The organism is Paenibacillus sp. BGI2013, assembly GCF_002843485.1.
GTDB lineage: Bacteria > Bacillota > Bacilli > Paenibacillales > Paenibacillaceae > Paenibacillus > Paenibacillus amylolyticus.
This window is the reverse complement of the sequence record NZ_PJFA01000004.1, coordinates 528,414-545,485: the sequence shown is the minus strand read 5'-3', so window position 1 is coordinate 545,485 and position 17,072 is coordinate 528,414. Positions and strand designations below refer to the sequence as shown.

Genomic DNA, 17,072 nt, shown 5'->3' with positions numbered 1-17,072 from the left:
AAGAACTTGTACCGATAAAATAAAAAAGCCGCTAAAATAGCGACTTCAATGGGAATATGTTCTTGTCCCTCGACAATTCATTTTGGAATGGGCTGGAAAAATGTTGATTCTCGTGATGTCAGGGCATCCTGTCGTCGATCGCTCAGCATGGGCCAGTACCTTCAGCTCTTTCACTTCATCAGTCCAATTATAAAGGTGAACATGAGTTGTGGCTGGATCTTATGGCAGATTTCCAGTGCTCGCTTCGTTGAGCCCCTTTACTGCCCATTAGCCCTTTCATCTCTGCTGTACCTTCTTCCAACAGAATTACCCGTTTTGTCGTAACAACCCCCGCATAACTTCATCGTCGAACGAATTGAATACAGTCAACGTGATAGATCTACGAAAACACGTTACATGCAATTTTAGGCAGCTAATTAAAAGCTCGACTTATTTTAAATTTCAGTATAATCTTGTAATTCTCTTGATCTTCAGATGAAGAGAATTGTCCTATCATCCGATGCATAACTTTTTCTATGATTTTTTCACCCAATTTATAACTTTCTACAGATTCATTCTTTATTTTTAATTTGTTTTCTACACAAATCACAAAATGATGATCTTCTATATAAGTAAATAAATTAATTTTTTGCTCTCGATCTGCATATTTTAGTATGTTCGACAGAAAATTATCAAATACACGTCCAATATTTTCCATATCCACAATAATTATGACATCCGTAGGGGAGGCATTTACAAGTACCTGAAATCCTTCCGCTCGAAGTACAGCTGTAATATCTGACAATACATCATGAATTGATTCCCGAACTGAAAGGGTTACTAAGTCTGCCTCCCTCTCTTTATCTAATAAAAAATATGAAAACAGATCGTCTGTACGATTCTTAAGTTGGAGAGCCTTTTGATACGCACTCTCGATTTGATACCTTGTTTCTACACATAAATCTTCTGGTGTATTACGGGCAAACTCTAAATACATGATGAGAGATGTCAGTGGCGTACGCATATCGTGAGACATTTCGGTTGCAAGATTTCTACTCTCATTTTGCAAATTTTCTATCCTTTCTAACCTGCCTAAAAATGCTTTACGTAGTTCCTCTATACTTTCCGCAATCATCGCCAATTCATCATACCCTCGTACCGTTATAGAATAGTCTAATGAGCCGCCTTCAAGGATATGAATTTCATTATTAATTGTGCGTAAATATTTGATCCCTCTACGTATTCCTAATAAAACAATGGTTATAAATAACATTGCGGACAGCAATATTTCAAGCATGTAGGCCACATTATAGTAGTGAGAAAAATAAAATCCATAGATTGAAACGTTACCTGTCCCATCCTTAAATTGTACTGGGTAAGAGTTCCGTCGATCATAATCAGTTTCAGGCTGACTTCCATATGCTCCTTCGTCATCAGCATGGTACAAGGAATCATATTGAAGCACCTGGTTCTGAAATACGTATAAAAATAAATTACTCTTCTGACTTTTAATCCAGTCTGAAAACGCAATACGATCTGTCGTTGACAGATCGTTTGCTGAAACATATTCTGAAAATTTTTGGACGTAAACTTGAGATTCGGACTTTAAACGCTCATCAGAAGTAAAATAATGATCCATAACCCGATTGCTTATGGACTGCAAAAGTAAAAAACAAAGAACACTTATGGTGAGAGCAATAATTATTAAAACAGTCAACTTTTTAGTTATTGTAAGTTTATGAGTGGCCAAAACGGTAACCTCTTCCCCATTCCGTTAAGATATACGCTGGTTTTGCTGGATCTTCTTCGATTTTCAATCGTAATTTTCGGATGTGTACTACTACCGTATTATTTGAACTGTAGAAATAAGGTTCCTTCCAAATACTCTCATAAATATTTTGGGCAGAGAAAATTTTATTTCTTCTGGTCATCAACAGTTTAAGTAGACCGTACTCCAGATCGGAAAGCTCAATCTTCTGACTGCCTTTCCATACATCGTTAAATTGTTCACTTACTTTTAAGCGTCCTCCGATAAGAAATGTTTCGCCATAATCCTTTTTATCTTGATAAATCGTATACCTACGCAACAAAGCAATAACTCTTGCCAGAAGCTCCTGTACAGAAAAAGGTTTAGTTAAGTAATCATCTCCACCGGCAAGCAAACCTTCCGTTTTGTCCAAAGTTCCGGATTTAGCAGTTAGAAAAAGAATAGGAACATTGTATCGTTCTCTGATTCGTATACAAGCCTCCAGTCCGTTTATTCCAGGCATCATAATATCCAGAATCACCAAATCCAATGACTCATTTACTAATTCAATTCCCTGTTCTCCATCTTTAGCTGTTGTTACTTCATAACCTTCACGGACAAGAGACATACGTAGCAGATCACGAATTTCCTGATCATCTTCAACCACTAAAATCCGGCTTGTCATAGTTCACCTCATACTTGATTTAACTTTTAGCTATCCGTGCGGAGCAATGGCTGTGTACTGCAACGGAAAGCTCCGCCGAAAGAACGAGAAATTTCGTAATCAACATATTCTACTTTGATTCCTCTTTTCTCAAGCTCTTTTCCAATTGTATTTTTGAATGCAATGTCCGTAACATATACTTTGCTACTGATTGGCAATCCATTTACTGCCAAATCTTGAGCATCCTTGTAACTCACTTCGATTTTGTCCCAATTTTTAAGTTCTTCTGGGAGCCCATTGGCTAACGAATCCATGCTAACAATCATTAATCCATCTCTTACAAAACTGATAGCACAATCCAGGTGCAATGTGCCAGGTTCTAGCTTCACCTCAACCACCTTATAACCTGATGGTGTCAAATAGTTTCTGAGCCAATCAATACCGGCTTTGTTTGAAGCTAGACCAGAATTACCGACAAATACAGTCTTTCCATACACGAGGATATCTCCACCTTCAAGGTAAGGACCGGCAGCAGAGTTGATTCCTTTAGAAACGTCTGGTTGTGGGACAGCTACATGCGGAACGTTATTTTGGGCTGCTTCCTTATCCAGAATACTTCTAACAGGTAAAACCTCAAGTCTCCGGTAAGCCGATTTAAATGAACCTTCAATTAGATGATTTCCGATTGTGAAGAATGGATCTCTGACAAAGAAATTAGTTACTCCTTCGCCACCTGTAATGCCATCTTTCACAGCCCCTAGTTGTTTTTCTTTTTCATTTAAAAGGCGTGGACGTTGAACCTCAACCCCGTATTTTTCAAGAACCTTTTTAAGATCTTCACGCTCTTTTTCCCACTTTTTCTGTGCCTCTGCCGGATCCGTATTCATTATAGACATGCCTCCTTCAGGCATAGGCATGTCTCCTTCTGGAAAATCATCAAAATTGAAGTGCATAAAAGCTTCAGATTGTGTCAATACAACTCTTTTTAGCGTGGCGAACTCACTCTCTACATATACATTGTTTTTCTCACTTTTTGTAGTCACAGTTCCATTCACTTCCGTAACTCTATTAACTTTAGACACACCAGTCGCCCCTGCCACTGGTAATATGCTAGTTACCAGTACAAGTGATAATGCTGTTGATCCAACCCACTTCAAACTCTTTCTTTTCATATTAATGCCCTCCTAATAATTTGTTTTAATGCTTACAGTTTGAATTATAGAGAGCAATTCTTAACAGTTTATGAAGGCATACTATTTTAATTTAAACTCCTTCCCGTAAGGTCTGACAAGAGATCTTTAAATGAATCACATCTTCTTCCATCAAAAACTTAAATACCCGCTTCTCCATGTTTTGGCTCATGCAGTTTAATAGAAGGATTGCTAGATAGATAGGTTTCTTCATGTGCAAAGCAAAATAAGGAACGTACAAAAGGGATACCGTGCCCTAGGCTGCTTGGTTTTAGACGATCAGATTGCTTTGCTAAGTATTCCTTCAGGAGATTTAGAGTTACTCCCGAAATATCGACATCCCCTAGATCAGAAACCAACATCTTGAGGGCTCAACCCTTGAATTCGTTTATCTGCCTTATAATGATTCCAAAGTTCAATTAAAATCATAATAAAACCTCCTATTAAGAGCAATTAATTAAGGATGTGATTATGGAACTTCGTCATCTAATTACCTTAAAGACCATCGTTGAAAAAGGGGGATTTAAGAAAGCAGCTTATCAACTAGGTTATGCTCAGTCTTCTGTCACAACGCATATTAAAGAATTGGAAACTGAACTTGGAAAACCTAGCTTTGATCGCTTGGGTAAACAAGTCGTTCTTACTCAGTATGGTCATCAATTCCTGCCGTATGCTTTAAAAATCATTGAGTTGTACACTCAAGCGCTCACTACAAATGATAAGGCAACTGGTAATTTAACACTCGGTATCTAGGAGTCTTTAATGATCTGTCGTAGTCCTTTAGCTCCTCCTTTTTTTGTTGTATTTACAACAAAAAAATATCGTTTATAATCATTCTAAAAGTATGTTTAATTTGTTTTTAATTAGAAAATGAATTTCTGAAAGGATTATAAGAAATGAAATCAAAAAAAATAGACTCAATTGAGGGGCTCAACATCGCTTTTCAAATAAGAGAAAAAGTGTTTGTGAAAGAACAAAATGTACCAATTGAAGATGAGTTTGATGATTATGATAATTTAGATGGACAGTGTGAGCACATCCTGGTCTATTTTAATGAACTACCCGCCGGAACAGGCAGAATTATTATTCGAGATGGCGTAGGTAAATTAGATCGAATATGTATCTTAAAACCTTATCGCGAATATGGTCTCGGTAAATTAATCGTTACATCACTGGAAGAAATTGCAGAAAATAAAGGAATATCCAAAGTTAAATTACACGGACAGACACATGCAGAGGGATTTTATCACAAGCTAGGATACCAGACTACTTCCGATGTATTTATGGAAGATGGAATTCCGCATTATCTAATGGTAAAAGATTTATTATCGAAATGATGCCGTTATCATGTGTAAATCTGGTCGGTTTGTTCTTGTCCTTAGCTTGGGACAAGAACTTGGTTCCTTAAAACAAAAAAAGTTGCTAAGCAGTTTGATTATAACCTGCCCTATCCTCGGTTTTATTGAGCTATCGTTTCCCGAATCTTTAGATTGCAACTTCTTCCATAACTCGCCTCAATTTCTTTAGACAATACATTTGTTTGTTCCCCTAGATATTTCAAGTCGTTAGTCAGAACTGTTGTTCGAAGTATTATCTGTTGAGCGAAGTCGAAGGCACCCAGTAGGGTGCCTTCGATGTTCTAACTGTCTCTCTTTGGCAAGTTGGATAAACGAACTCAAATCCATCAACCAACCTTGTTGGGACACTCGTTCATTGTAAAGAACGTGCAAGTGCTGCAACAGAACCGCGGAAATCGGGTCTGCCGTCAGCCGTCCACAAAAGCTCCGTCACAAATGTATGGCGATTCGGATCGTACAGCGGATCTCCTATAATGTTCTTGTACGTTCTTGCGTGAAACACAAATAGCGTCTCTTCGTCGTCCTCTGACACCGTGAAGGAATTATGACCGGGACCATACATTGAGATGCTCTCATCTGTCGAGAGAACCGCTGTTTGCGACTTGCGCCATGAGTTGGCATCGAGCAAATCAGCATCCGCATCGGCTTCAAGTAAGCCCATGCAATAATTGAAATCCGTGGCGCTAGCCGAGTAAGAGAGGAATACCCGATTATCCTTGCGAAGAAATGCCGCGCCTTCGTTTACTTTATAACCAATGATTTCCCAGTCATATTCCGGCATCGAAATCATCGTTTGCGGCCCAGTGAACGTCCACGGATTGCTCATTTTAGATATATACAGATTAGAGTTACCTTCAATATTCGGATCCTTTTGTGCCCATACGTAATAACGGCTGCCATTATGCTCAAAGGTAGTGGCATCGAGGGCGAAGCTTTCCCATTCGGTACGAACCTGCCCTCTTTCCATCCAACTGCCTTCGAGCGGATTGTCATTTTCATTCTCTAGCACGTACATCCGATGGTCGAACAAGCCTTCATTCGTTTCCGTCGTGTATGCGGCAGCGAAATACACGTACCATTTGTCATCAATAAAATGCAGTTCGGGTGCCCAAATATTGGCACTAAGGATACCATTCTCGCGCTTTCTCCAGATCACTACAGGAGTTGATGTAACAAGCTTCTCAAGGTTCTGGGCTCTACGGATTTCAATCCGATCATACTCCGGAACGGATGCTACGAAGTAATAATAACCATCCGAATGTCTGTAAATAAAAGGATCAGCTCTCTGTTCAATTAATGGTTGAATGTCGTGTGACGCTCGTAGTTGGATTTCCATCTTATCACCTGTTTCATCATAATATAGATTACCCTTTAACAGCGCCTGCAGTCATACCGTCTATGAAATATTTCTGAAAAGCAATGAATAGTATGAAAATTGGAATGATGGAGAAGAAGGAGCCCACGATCAATAAGTCATAGTTATTGCCATAAGGAGTTAACAACGTTTTCAAACCGATTGGAAGTGTATATTTACTCTGATCTCCGAGCACCATGAATGGCCACAATAGATTATTCCAGCTATTCATACCATTCAATATGGCCATTGCTGCAAACGATGGCTTCATAATCGGCATAATTAGTCTGAAATAAATCGCATACTCGTTTGCACCATCAACCCGCCCAGATTGAATAATCTCTTTGGGTATGCTTCGTAGATATTGCCTGAAGAAAAATATTGTCGCGGCATTGGCTATACCGGGCAGAATGATTGCCGAATAGCTATTCACCATTCCCAAATCATTAATTAGGCTGTACAAAGGAACCAGCAGTATTTCGAAAGGCACCATCATAATGAGTAAAACACATATAAAGAGGAAGTTCTTACCTTTAAAATGATATGCTGCAAAACCATATGCAACAAATGCGCTTACAAAAAGTGTTAAAATCACTTGAACGATTGTTAAAATCATACTGTTCCAAAACCACACAAAATAATCATGTTCTCCAGTAAACAGAAAGATGAAATTATCAAAACTCATTATTTCAAAATCCAAACTTAGGTTAAGACCATATCTAACTAATGATTCACCTGGTTTAAAGGAAGATAGGGCCACTGCGTAGAATGGGATCATAATTATAACGAATAGTATAATGAATAAACAAATAATTACTATTCTAGAGATGAAATCACTCCTCGTCTGACTTCTGCCCACTTTAATCCTCCTCCTTTTTGAACATTCCACTAAATTTTAACTGCGTTAAATTGATAACCATAGCAATGACTAACAGAATGATACCAACTGCAGCTGCGTAACCCAGCTTATTCTGCTCAATCCCTTGTCTATACAGATATCCAACAATGGTTAAGCCAATATTTTGGGGTGATTTGTTACCGTTGAACATCATCAGGCTCTCGGTAAACATTGCTAAACCTGCATAAACACTAATTGTTGTAACATATACCGTGGTCGGCTTCAATAATGGCATTGTGATCGTTCTAAACTTCTGCCAAGCAGATGCACCGTCAATTGAAGCAGCCTCATAATATTCATTGTCAATGCTTTTCAAACCCGATAGATAGTAAAGCATATTAACGCCTGTCCATCTCCAACATGCGAGGATTAACAGTGCTGCCATACTCCAATTTCCGTCTTTCAAAAATTTGATAGGCTCTACACCAAATAGACCTAGGAAACTGTTCATTAATGAACCTTCCATCTCACCGAATGTAAGGCGGAAAATGGTACCCGCAACTGCGACAGATGTCAATGCAGGGAGAAAGAAAGAAGATTTAAAAAACTCTCTTCCCATCATTAACTTACTGTTGATCATAACGGCGAATAACATGGGAAAAGGAATCAACAGCACTAAGGTTCCTAACATGTACACAACGCTATTTTTAATAGATGTCAAAAACACTTTATCAGTAAGTAATTTCGAATAATTTGCTTCACCAATCCATTTAGGATCCTGTCCCAGCATCCTATCTTGAAAGCTCATTACGAATGAATTTACAAGCGGAAAAAACCAGAATATCAAAAATATGAGTATAAATGGCAATACAAAAACATAAGGTGCAACTTTTTGAGAGTATACAAATTTCTTTATCATATTCTCAATCTCCCTTGACTATGGTTAAACCTGCCGACCACTGTACCTGCCGACAGGTTTAATCAAATCATTTACTTATTATATTTATTTCAATTCTTGTTCAATTGCTGCTTGTGCTTCATCCAACGCTTCCTTCACGTCTTGGCCATCTTCAAAGATAGCATTCAAAGTAACCGTATTGAATATATTGCCGATGGTTGGTGAAGCTTTAACGGACTTAATCGCTCTAATTTCGTCTTTGATTTCATTCAACGTATCAAATGCATTTGTTTTAAAGTATTGGACGTATTCATTTTCAGGGTTTTTCGTAACTGCATCATCTTTCCATACTTCCATGTTGATTGGGTCAAATCCAAGTGTATTCCAGATTTCTGTAGTAGCTTCTTTCGAAAGCTTAGCAAAGGCTACAAATTCTTTTGCCAACTGAACGTCTTTACCATTCTTAGTAACAACTGTGCCAGTACCGCCTAAGCCAACGGAACGAGGATTACCTTCTTCGAATACAGGCAATGGAGCTATTGCATACTTACCTTTAAGGTCTTTCATTTCGTTTACAAAGCGGGACATGTACCACTCAGGCATCAATGCACTTGCGTAGTTGCCTTTGTTATATTCACCTTTTGCTTCTTCTGTGTCGGGTTGTCCGCCAGGGATCGTATGAATAACATTGTTCTTCTGCAGATCGACTAACATTTCATACGCTTTAATCATTTCAGGCGAGTTCACTTTTGGATTACCATTTTCATCTGTAAAATCGGCATTTTGCTGAGCTAGTAGCAGCGATGCTTGCCACGAAGCTGATGTATCAGCAGTACCTAAGTACTTGCCAGTCTTTTCGTAAACCTTGATACCTGCTTGTTTGTAATCTTCCCACGTTTTGATTGTCTTGTAGTCAACACCTGCTTGTTCGAGAATTTCAGTGTTGTAGAAAGCAAGCGTAGCACCTACGTGATAATCAAAGCCATAAACCTGATCGGCTTTGGAGTAAATCTCGACACGTGAAGGAACAACAACGTCTTTGTATGGTGCAAATACATCATTCAAAGATTCCAGGGGAACGTTGTCACCTTCCAAGAATTTAGGGAATTGACCAAGCTCAATATCCGCGATATCAGGAGCACCTTTTCCGCTTGTAACTGCCAATAAGAGCTTGTTGTGCATATCATCGTAAGGCATAACCGTTACATTCAACTTAATCTGTTTGTCTGGGTTCTGTTGGTTCCATAACCCCAGCATTTTATCCAAATGCTTGCCGTGCAAATCTGCGAATGTCCAAAATGATAATTCTGTTGCATTCTCACCGGCATTAGCGCCTAATTGTTGTGTTTCCGTTTTTGAACCAGAAGGACTACCACATGCAGTAAAAACAAGTGACATAATCAGGAGAGTAACGATGGAGATTAAAGCACTGCGTTTTTTCATTTGTTCGTCATCCTCTCTTTTTTGTTATGCATTTGAAAAGTCGGCTGACTGGTTAGTTCTGTTAATTTAAGCGGTTACAACCCATCTTGGCACCACCATCCTTAACATAATTCTAACCTTTCAAAGAAAAGACCCCTTCGCAACAATTTCTCAGATTCCATATTGTAAGCGCTTTACAAGCCGTATTATAATATATATGAAATAAGCTTTATATAACCAATTGATTATAAAATCATAAAGTTTATGGGGAGATGCTACTCTTTGAAAAAGCTGGCGCTCTACAAACAAATTCGAGAAAATATTATACAGAAAATTAAATCAGGGCAGCTTCGGCCAACGGACCGCATTCCTTCTGAACAAGAACTAATGGACGAATTCAGAGTAAGTAAAATAACCGTCAGGAACGCCCTAACCCTACTAGCTGACGAAGGATTAATTATACGCGTACAAGGCAAAGGCTCATTCGTCTCTTCTAGTCTTGTTGTTTCTAGCATCAATTTCTCGCCATCCCCAAGCAGCGCGTGCTCCATGCCGCTCATCGGCTTCATCATTCCGACGATGAGAACCCGTGTCATTCAGAAGCTCGTTGACTACACGGAACACTTCCTACAAGAAGCCTGCCTCAGCATGGTACTAAGCATCACGCGCGAGTCCTCCTCTATCGAATCAAACGTCATTCGTACACTAACGGAGCTCGGTGTGAAGGGGTTGATCGTTTTTCCAACAGAAGATGAGAAGTATAACGAATCATTACTGCGTCTGTCGCTCGATAAATTCCCGTGTGTGTTCATCGACCGCTATCTGCGCAACATTGAGACGTACACCATTACATCCGACAATTACGGCGGTGCGTATAAAGCTGTATCCCATTTGTTATCCAAGAGTCATCAGCAGATTGCGCTCATCTCACCTGAAAATGCCAATACAGCCGTCGAGGATCGCACGCTCGGCTTTGAGCAGGCGTACACAGATCAAGGCATCTCGATTGACAAGAGCTTGTGGTGTCACATCCCTCTCGACATTCTACGCAGCGAGCAAGCATTGGACTATGTAAGCAACTTCTTGCAGAACCACAGTGGAATTTCGGCAGCCTTTTCCTTGACTGAAGAAACAGCACGCCTTACATCCGCCGCGATCAGTCTTCTGAACGTTCACTCAAATATCGACTTGCTATCTTTTGATAATCCACATCTTTCAGGCGTAGCTTATGTGCAGCAGGATGAACAGGAAATGGCACGAACAGCCGTAAAGCTGTTACGTGAACAAATGGATGATATCTATTCTCCTAAGAACGCCGTTATTCCCGTGCAACTCATCTTCCCTTGACACGACAAACGTTGCAGCCTACACAATGATCTTGTCTTCAGCTTGGGACAAGACTTGGTTCCTAAAAACAAAAAAAGGCACCTCTGTGGAGAGATACCTTTAGCTATATTATCCGCAAGACATGTTTCTGGCTGAGCAACGGATAAACATTGAATAATGCTGCAGATTTCAAACACCATAAATAAATTTAGTTGTCATTGTATACAGCCTCCCTTTTTCGCAGTACCACTACGATATCTGTCTGAGGTACAAATAAATTATAATTCGTTACATGCACTTGTCTCGTTTCGGTTACTGATTCTATCTTTAATTCAGGAGGAAGACAGCGCTCTATGTGAGTAATTAATGTTTCTTTGGTAAATCTCCAAATCACACCATCAATCGAAGAGTTCGCCATATAACCACCGTCCGTTACAGAACCTGAAAGAGACTTGAGAACAACCGGGTCCGCAATAATGATAGATCCACCGTCACGTAACAGTCTGCAGCTCTCTATGAAGGCTTTTTTGTGATAGCGAATGTGATGAAAGCTTCTTGCAAACAAAATCATATCGCAGCTATGATCAGGTAAAGAAGTCGGTTTATCAATGAAAGCATGGATATAAGAATTAAACCTTCCCCACTTCTTTCCAAGTTTTAGAGCATTTATATTCGGATCCATGTTAAGAAAACGAACATCCTTCTGCTTGCGAAGATACTTGTTCAATAAACCTGTACCACAGCCCACCTGAAGAACATCGCCCTTTAAAGGGGGTAAAACTTTGTAAACATTACGAGGAATAGGAAAATTTTGAACGTACATGGCCAATTCGTAGAAAATCGGATAACGCTCTTGCAATCGAACCAATTTACTGGTGTAGAAAGGATTCCGCTTTTTGTGACGTTTAAAGTCCCATTTGTTCAAATAGTAGATAGGGGTTAACAGCAAGAACAGAATAATAAAGACACTTTGGACGCTATAAATTCCAAGTTTACTAAAACGATCATTGGAATTATGAGACATCATTTGTTTAGAAGTATTCAAAATGATCACTCCCCTCTCACAACGCTATAAATGGTGTAGAACCTCTTTAACATAATAAACGAATCCAATATATGGTTGAATGCGCCGAAAAATACAGACATACTGTCCGTAAGCAATGCTTCCTTCCAAATGACTTACGAAGCGAAGGGAATCTGATCATGCACAATTCAATCGTATTTAGAGAAGAGTATTTTTTGACTCCTTCACCTCCGTCCATTTGAAGCTGACAAAAGAAGAGCCGTTTACGATGATGTATCACATGTGTTTCAACCACTGGATTTGAAAGAACAGGTTCCGTTATATATTATGAACTGTCTGTATAAGCCGTTTTTGGAGAAATCATTTTTTCGTGGAGGCCTCAATTGGACAATGTTTGTCGAGCGACGTAACGAATTTCGCAACGTATTCGAACGAATGTTACATCAACAGGAGGCTGGCTACGCCTTATTTAGCTGCTGCTCAATATCAATCATAGTCGTCTTGGTCTGGAATGGTACAATGTTCTTGTCCCTCATCTGAGCATCGAAAAAGCCGCCCACAGGCGACCTTTTGAGCAAGAATACGATTTTCAATTTGAAGTATGATCATCAGGACGATGGATCATATAGGTCTGCATCATGTTCTTCGATCCAATCAATTTGCCTGAATCCATAGCCAGCCATCGTTTGCTGCACATCCAGCACCTCTAATTCCGGTGCCTGCCAAGGCGTTTTTTTCGTTTCCATCGGTCATCCCCTCTTTCTACAAAAACTGGAACCGACTGGAACCAAGATGCGAGCACCCTTACATTACTTGTGCGATACAAACTTTTTAGGATACGATTTGTATCTTTGTGAAAATTATAAGACACAATAAGTATCTAAGTAAACAACTATTTCATCCCTTTCTATGGGTTAAGTATTTCCCTGTAGCGCTACTGACCCAAGTTAAAGCCCACTCTCCTCTATATAGCTTTTTTATTTTGATACTCATCTAATCGTTAATCGGACTATTTTCTTGTCCCTCCACAGGAAAAGAAGTTCCCTACTAAAACTCGTCGACACGCGCTTCACGCATTCAACTGGATAAAGCCATTAGGATATTATATGTGTCAACAAAATTCTAATTAAACTAAAAACCTTCTCTCCGAAGGAAAGAAGGCTTTATGTTTAATTAAGATAAATTTATTAATTCAATCAGTATACTGCTGAAGTATTCTTTGTTCAGCAGAGATTTTCTCCAAGTTTGAGTGAAACAACTGATCCTCCTCCTATCAAAAAAGCAGCCCCGTCAGGAGCTGCCTCATGTATTATGCCTTATATTGTAATCTTATCTGTTTCCGCTAACCAGCTAACTTACTCCGCACCCGGATAAGGATTGATCTTCTGGATCGTTCCATCTTCGTTGTAGTTCAGCTCCGAATATTTAACGCAGCGCTTGTGGTTGACGCCTTCCGACAGGGAGCTGTCGTGATAGAACAGATACCACTTGTCTTCAACTTGCACAATGGAGTGATGGGTTGTCCAGCCGATAACCGGAGAGAGAATCTCGCCCTTGAACGTGAATGGTCCCATCGGGTTCTTGCCGATCGCATATACGAGCTTATGCGTGGTTCCTGTAGAGTAGGACAGATAGTAATAGCCGTTATATTTATGCACCCATGGGCCTTCAAAATATCTCCGTTCCTCATCCCCAGCCAGAATCGGATTCCCGTCTTCATCGACAATCGATATCTCGGCAGGCTTGCCTTGGAAGGACAGCATGTCGTCGCTAAGCAGTGCAACTTGCGGTCCAAGCGCCGGCTGGTCAGGAGCAGGTCCTTCTGCATCTGGCACGAAGCTGCCGGTCTGCCATTTCTCCAACTGGCCACCCCAGAGTCCGCCGAAATAGATGTATGACTGATTGTCGTCATCCACCAATACGGCCGGATCGATACTGAAGCTGCCTTCCATATAATTCGGTTGCGGCATGAATGGGCCTGCCGGAGACTCTGATGTTGCCACACCCAGACGGAAGATGTCGTCATGATCCCGTGCCGGGAAAAACAGGTAATAGGTATTGTTCTTATAAGCGGCATCTGGTGCCCAGAGCTGCTTGGAGGCCCACGGAATATCTCTCAGATGCAACGCTTCGCCGTGATCAACCACCGGGGAATCGAAGTTGTTCATCGAGAGGACATGATAGTCTTCCATTTTATACTGGTCGCCGTTATCGTTGCTCGGCTCGTCATGATCGAGGTCATGGGAAGGATAGATGTAGATTTTGCCCTCGTAGACATGGACGGACGGGTCAGCAGTGAAGATGTGGGTTACGAGCGGTTGGTGGGGCTTAGGTAGTTGTTGTTGATTCATAAGGCATCTCCTTTGGTATTGGAATAATAGAATCCTTCATATACGGGATTACGGTAATTCATTGATTGCATCCTCAGAATTAAAAGCAAGCGTTTACAATCTCTAATGTTATTGTATAAGCTCCGCTTATTCTTTCCTAGTACACATAATAAAGAACTTCCCCCGAAAAAATGTACAATTCCCGCCCATCTCATAATTCTTATATTCTACAATGAAGTGATCTTTTTTGCGTTGTCTTGTCGCACATATTATTTCTTCTCCTCTGGATCGCAACCATTATATGTCTTCACAAGTTTTTGAGCTCGTAAGCTTTTTTCTCGAAGTTCCACCGTCTCACGTTCGTAATACACTTTTCCTTTATTATCACTGCACTCTTTCGGAAATATTTTCACTTATTTCTTCAGGATTTTCAACACCAATGATCAACTTTGATATTTTGAACATACCAACTTTCAAGCTATTCAAATCTAAATGAAGAGTTTCAAGCTCATTTTCAAAAAAGTGGAGTTGATAACCACCATTTGATCTAAATAACCCATTTCTTTTTTCTCCTAATAAAGCACCATATAGTTTAAAAGCCTTGGGTATTGGTCTACCTGTTGTTATTCCCTCGATTAAAGAGTATGGAATTTGCAACCCTTTATCTAATTTTAAAAAGGGTGAGTTTCCAAAGTCGATATTTACGTAGGTTTCCATTAGTTGAATTTTACGTTCCATATTTTGATTCCCCCATTTTCTTTTCAAATAATCCATTTATTTCATAACCCATAATTACATATAATACCCCAGACACCTCTTTTATTCATGAAAGTCTAAGCACTGCCCTCCGCGCCTTCGCGGGTTACGTCCTCCTTTTTATATTCCATTTCCAATCATTTATTAAAGAACCTACGCGTGTAGCATGTAGTGCTTAAACAGGGACTTATCTTTAACCTAAACACTAAGAAAATACTATATTTTCACTGGACAATTAGTTTATTTTTCCTACACATTTGTTAAATGAAATTGCATGAAACTTAGTTAGGTGTTTATCTAATCGGCAATCGGTACAAGTTCTTGTCCTCGACTCGGGACAAGAACTTGTACCGATAAACAAAAAAGCCGCTAAATTAGCGACTTCTTCATCTCTTTCAAGCGTCTCTTAGCACAAAATATATGCCTAGTTCTCAAGCTCATCTACTTGGTTACAACTGTATGTTATGACCTGCTGAAATCATCACCAATGTTAAAACAGAATGGTTTCGGGGGTAACCCCCTCAGGATACTCTTCTTCCCATACGTTTTTCTCTACATAGGCCTGGTACCACATCTCTGCAATTACATCCGGATCATTAATTGCGCCGGTACCTGACTCCTTGATCAATAAACCTAATGAGCGGTGGCCCACAAAAATCCCTTGAGCAGACAATGAAGTATGAAGATTAGCAACATAATTGCGTAACCCTGAAAGAGCAATACCGATATTCCCCATCATGGACACAGGGTACATGGCGGATAATCCTGAGGTAAAGAGCAAGGCTCCCTCTTTCCTGGCGAGCATAGCAGGGAGAACAGCATTGACGACATGGATGGCACTAACCACATTCGCCTCAAATGCGTCCCTGGCGTTCTCCGCCGTTAGCTCCAATACAGAAGTGGGAGGATAATTGCCTGCTGTTGGACTGAATTCCAACACATCAATCTGACCATACTTTTCTTTCATGTTGGTCATAGCCTGTGCAATCTGTTCCTTGTTAAAAATATCTGCTACGAAATAAGATGCCTCGATACCATCCGCTTTCAGTTCATCCACCATATCTTGCAGTTTTGCAGCATTTCTTGCAACTAATGCCACTTGGAAGCCGCGCTTGCCAAAGCTCTTCGCAATAGATAATCCTAATCCCTTACCTGCACCAATAATCGCCAGTGTTTTCATTTATGATTCTCCTTTTATGAATGAGTTAGTGAGTTCAATTGACAGTTTTGATTGTAAAACGTACACTTAAACGACTCAATGGTTGATATTGTTCAATCTGTTAATTAAACATCACTTTTGATAAATCCGACTATTATTTATGGAGGGGAAGTACGAATTGGGTAAAGATAAAGTGGATCTGCGCATTCTCAAAACGCGGAAAGCCATTAAAGAAGCGTTTCTGAGATTAGTACAAACCAAAGGCTATGAACGAATTACTGTGCAGGACATTGCCAAAGAAGCGATGATAAATCGCAACACATTTTATTTGCACTATGTAGATAAACCTCAATTCATGGAGAAGTTATTTCAGGAAAACGTGGAGAGTTTAAATGCTTGCTTAAGCCTGGAAGTGAGTTCAATTCATGAGATGGATAAAGATATGTTTGCTACCATGTTAAAAACGATTTTCGACGATATTGAAGCCAATATGATATTTTTTAAGACAATGATCACTCAAAATATTTATCCAAACTTCTCCGTTTACTTGAAAGAGGCTTTTAAAACGATCATTTTTTCGGGAATCGGCGATCATCGCCACGATGAGAAGATAAAAATTGGCATCGAATACATGATATCTGGATTGGTAGGAGTAATTTGTCTCTGGATAGTTGAACCGGAGAACTACAGGGTAGATAACTTTATCGAGCAACTGAGTGAAATTCACTATTCTAACATGGTTGACTTGCTGAAGGATACTTGATAATAAACTAGTATGATATGAACAGAAAGGCTATTCTTGCCGAATCTGATCTGGCTCGACTCCCTGCTTAGATCTGTCAGAACTAGGCAGGCATAGAATAATGTTTGCAGTCAGATACGAAGATAACGGTACTGTCCTTACTCCGGCGTTCTCAACGCTTCCAAGTACCATGAGCCTGTCATGAATCCACATGACAATCATATTTGGACACGAACATTTGAATTACTACCTCTGCCAAGAAGCCACAATTCGTGTTCCTAAGCA

The 17,072-nt window shown here is 39.9% G+C and carries 15 protein-coding genes and 1 pseudogene; 4 read left to right on the top strand and 12 right to left on the bottom strand.

Annotation, left to right across the window (positions count from 1 at the left end; genetic code table 11):
• Positions 1-412: 412 nt before the first annotated feature.
• From CXK86_RS13400 to CXK86_RS13390, 3 genes are read right to left on the bottom strand one after another with little or no spacing between them, the layout of a single operon-like run.
• Entirely contained in the window at positions 413-1,729 is a 1,317-nt protein-coding gene (locus CXK86_RS13400; protein WP_076250489.1) for a sensor histidine kinase, read from the bottom strand.
• Positions 1,716-2,411, bottom strand: coding sequence for a response regulator transcription factor (locus tag CXK86_RS13395; RefSeq protein ID WP_036673666.1), 696 nt, complete (start codon positions 2,409-2,411; stop codon positions 1,716-1,718). The genes CXK86_RS13400 and CXK86_RS13395 overlap by 14 nt, the downstream gene beginning before the upstream one ends.
• A 26-nt stretch (positions 2,412-2,437) precedes the next feature.
• Entirely contained in the window at positions 2,438-3,562 is a 1,125-nt protein-coding gene (locus CXK86_RS13390; RefSeq protein ID WP_083684368.1) for a dimethylarginine dimethylaminohydrolase family protein, read from the bottom strand.
• A gap of 489 nt (positions 3,563-4,051) precedes the next feature.
• On the opposite strand from CXK86_RS13390, the pseudogene CXK86_RS13380 reads away from it, so the two are divergent.
• Together CXK86_RS13380 and CXK86_RS13375 are read left to right on the top strand one after the other, a co-directional pair.
• Positions 4,052-4,330: pseudogene (locus tag CXK86_RS13380) on the top strand (LysR family transcriptional regulator); the annotation flags it as partial.
• Between the two features lie 146 nt (positions 4,331-4,476).
• Positions 4,477-4,917: a GNAT family N-acetyltransferase gene (locus CXK86_RS13375; protein ID WP_076250492.1), complete on the top strand. Its 441-nt coding sequence runs from the start codon at positions 4,477-4,479 to the stop codon at positions 4,915-4,917.
• A 373-nt stretch (positions 4,918-5,290) separates the two neighbouring features.
• On the opposite strand, the gene CXK86_RS13370 is transcribed toward CXK86_RS13375, so the two are convergent.
• From CXK86_RS13370 to CXK86_RS13355, 4 genes are all read right to left on the bottom strand, one after another.
• Positions 5,291-6,274, bottom strand: a complete 984-nt coding sequence (locus CXK86_RS13370) for a glycoside hydrolase family 43 protein (RefSeq protein ID WP_076250494.1) — start codon at positions 6,272-6,274, stop codon at positions 5,291-5,293.
• A 28-nt stretch (positions 6,275-6,302) separates the two neighbouring features.
• Complete coding sequence (locus tag CXK86_RS13365; protein ID WP_370511417.1) at positions 6,303-7,121, bottom strand: carbohydrate ABC transporter permease; 819 nt, start codon at positions 7,119-7,121, stop codon at positions 6,303-6,305.
• Between the two features lie 31 nt (positions 7,122-7,152).
• Positions 7,153-8,049: a carbohydrate ABC transporter permease gene (locus tag CXK86_RS13360; protein WP_076250498.1), complete on the bottom strand. Its 897-nt coding sequence runs from the start codon at positions 8,047-8,049 to the stop codon at positions 7,153-7,155.
• Positions 8,050-8,133: 84 nt separating this feature from the next.
• Complete coding sequence (locus tag CXK86_RS13355) at positions 8,134-9,471, bottom strand: ABC transporter substrate-binding protein (protein ID WP_076250499.1); 1,338 nt, start codon at positions 9,469-9,471, stop codon at positions 8,134-8,136.
• Between the two features lie 261 nt (positions 9,472-9,732).
• Here CXK86_RS13355 and CXK86_RS13350 point away from each other — a divergent pair, with 261 nt between their 5' ends.
• A complete protein-coding gene (locus CXK86_RS13350) occupies positions 9,733-10,797 on the top strand; it encodes a GntR family transcriptional regulator (protein WP_017688249.1) in 1,065 nt (354 codons plus the stop codon).
• A 187-nt stretch (positions 10,798-10,984) separates the two neighbouring features.
• Here CXK86_RS13350 and CXK86_RS13345 read toward each other — a convergent pair whose 3' ends face one another.
• The 5 genes from CXK86_RS13345 to CXK86_RS13330 all read right to left on the bottom strand — a co-directional run bounded on the left by CXK86_RS13345 (position 10,985) and on the right by CXK86_RS13330 (position 16,066).
• The gene (locus tag CXK86_RS13345; RefSeq protein ID WP_076250501.1) at positions 10,985-11,821 is read right to left on the bottom strand and encodes a class I SAM-dependent methyltransferase; all 837 of its coding nucleotides are present in this window, start codon (positions 11,819-11,821) and stop codon (positions 10,985-10,987) included.
• Positions 11,822-12,408: 587 nt separating this feature from the next.
• Positions 12,409-12,546 (bottom strand): paeninodin family lasso peptide, encoded by a 138-nt coding sequence (locus tag CXK86_RS31845; RefSeq protein ID WP_106427116.1) that lies wholly within the window; start codon positions 12,544-12,546, stop codon positions 12,409-12,411.
• 609 nt (positions 12,547-13,155) lie between these two features.
• Positions 13,156-14,151, bottom strand: a complete 996-nt coding sequence (locus tag CXK86_RS13340; protein WP_076250504.1) for a glycoside hydrolase family 43 protein — start codon at positions 14,149-14,151, stop codon at positions 13,156-13,158.
• Positions 14,152-14,514: 363 nt separating this feature from the next.
• On the bottom strand, positions 14,515-14,868 hold the full coding sequence (locus tag CXK86_RS13335; RefSeq protein ID WP_076250506.1) for a hypothetical protein: 354 nt from the start codon (positions 14,866-14,868) through the stop codon (positions 14,515-14,517).
• Between the two features lie 508 nt (positions 14,869-15,376).
• The gene (locus CXK86_RS13330; protein ID WP_076250508.1) at positions 15,377-16,066 is read right to left on the bottom strand and encodes an SDR family NAD(P)-dependent oxidoreductase; all 690 of its coding nucleotides are present in this window, start codon (positions 16,064-16,066) and stop codon (positions 15,377-15,379) included.
• Positions 16,067-16,223: 157 nt separating this feature from the next.
• On the opposite strand from CXK86_RS13330, the gene CXK86_RS13325 reads away from it, so the two are divergent.
• Positions 16,224-16,808, top strand: a complete 585-nt coding sequence (locus tag CXK86_RS13325) for a TetR/AcrR family transcriptional regulator (protein WP_051447337.1) — start codon at positions 16,224-16,226, stop codon at positions 16,806-16,808.
• Positions 16,809-17,072 lie beyond the last annotated feature (264 nt).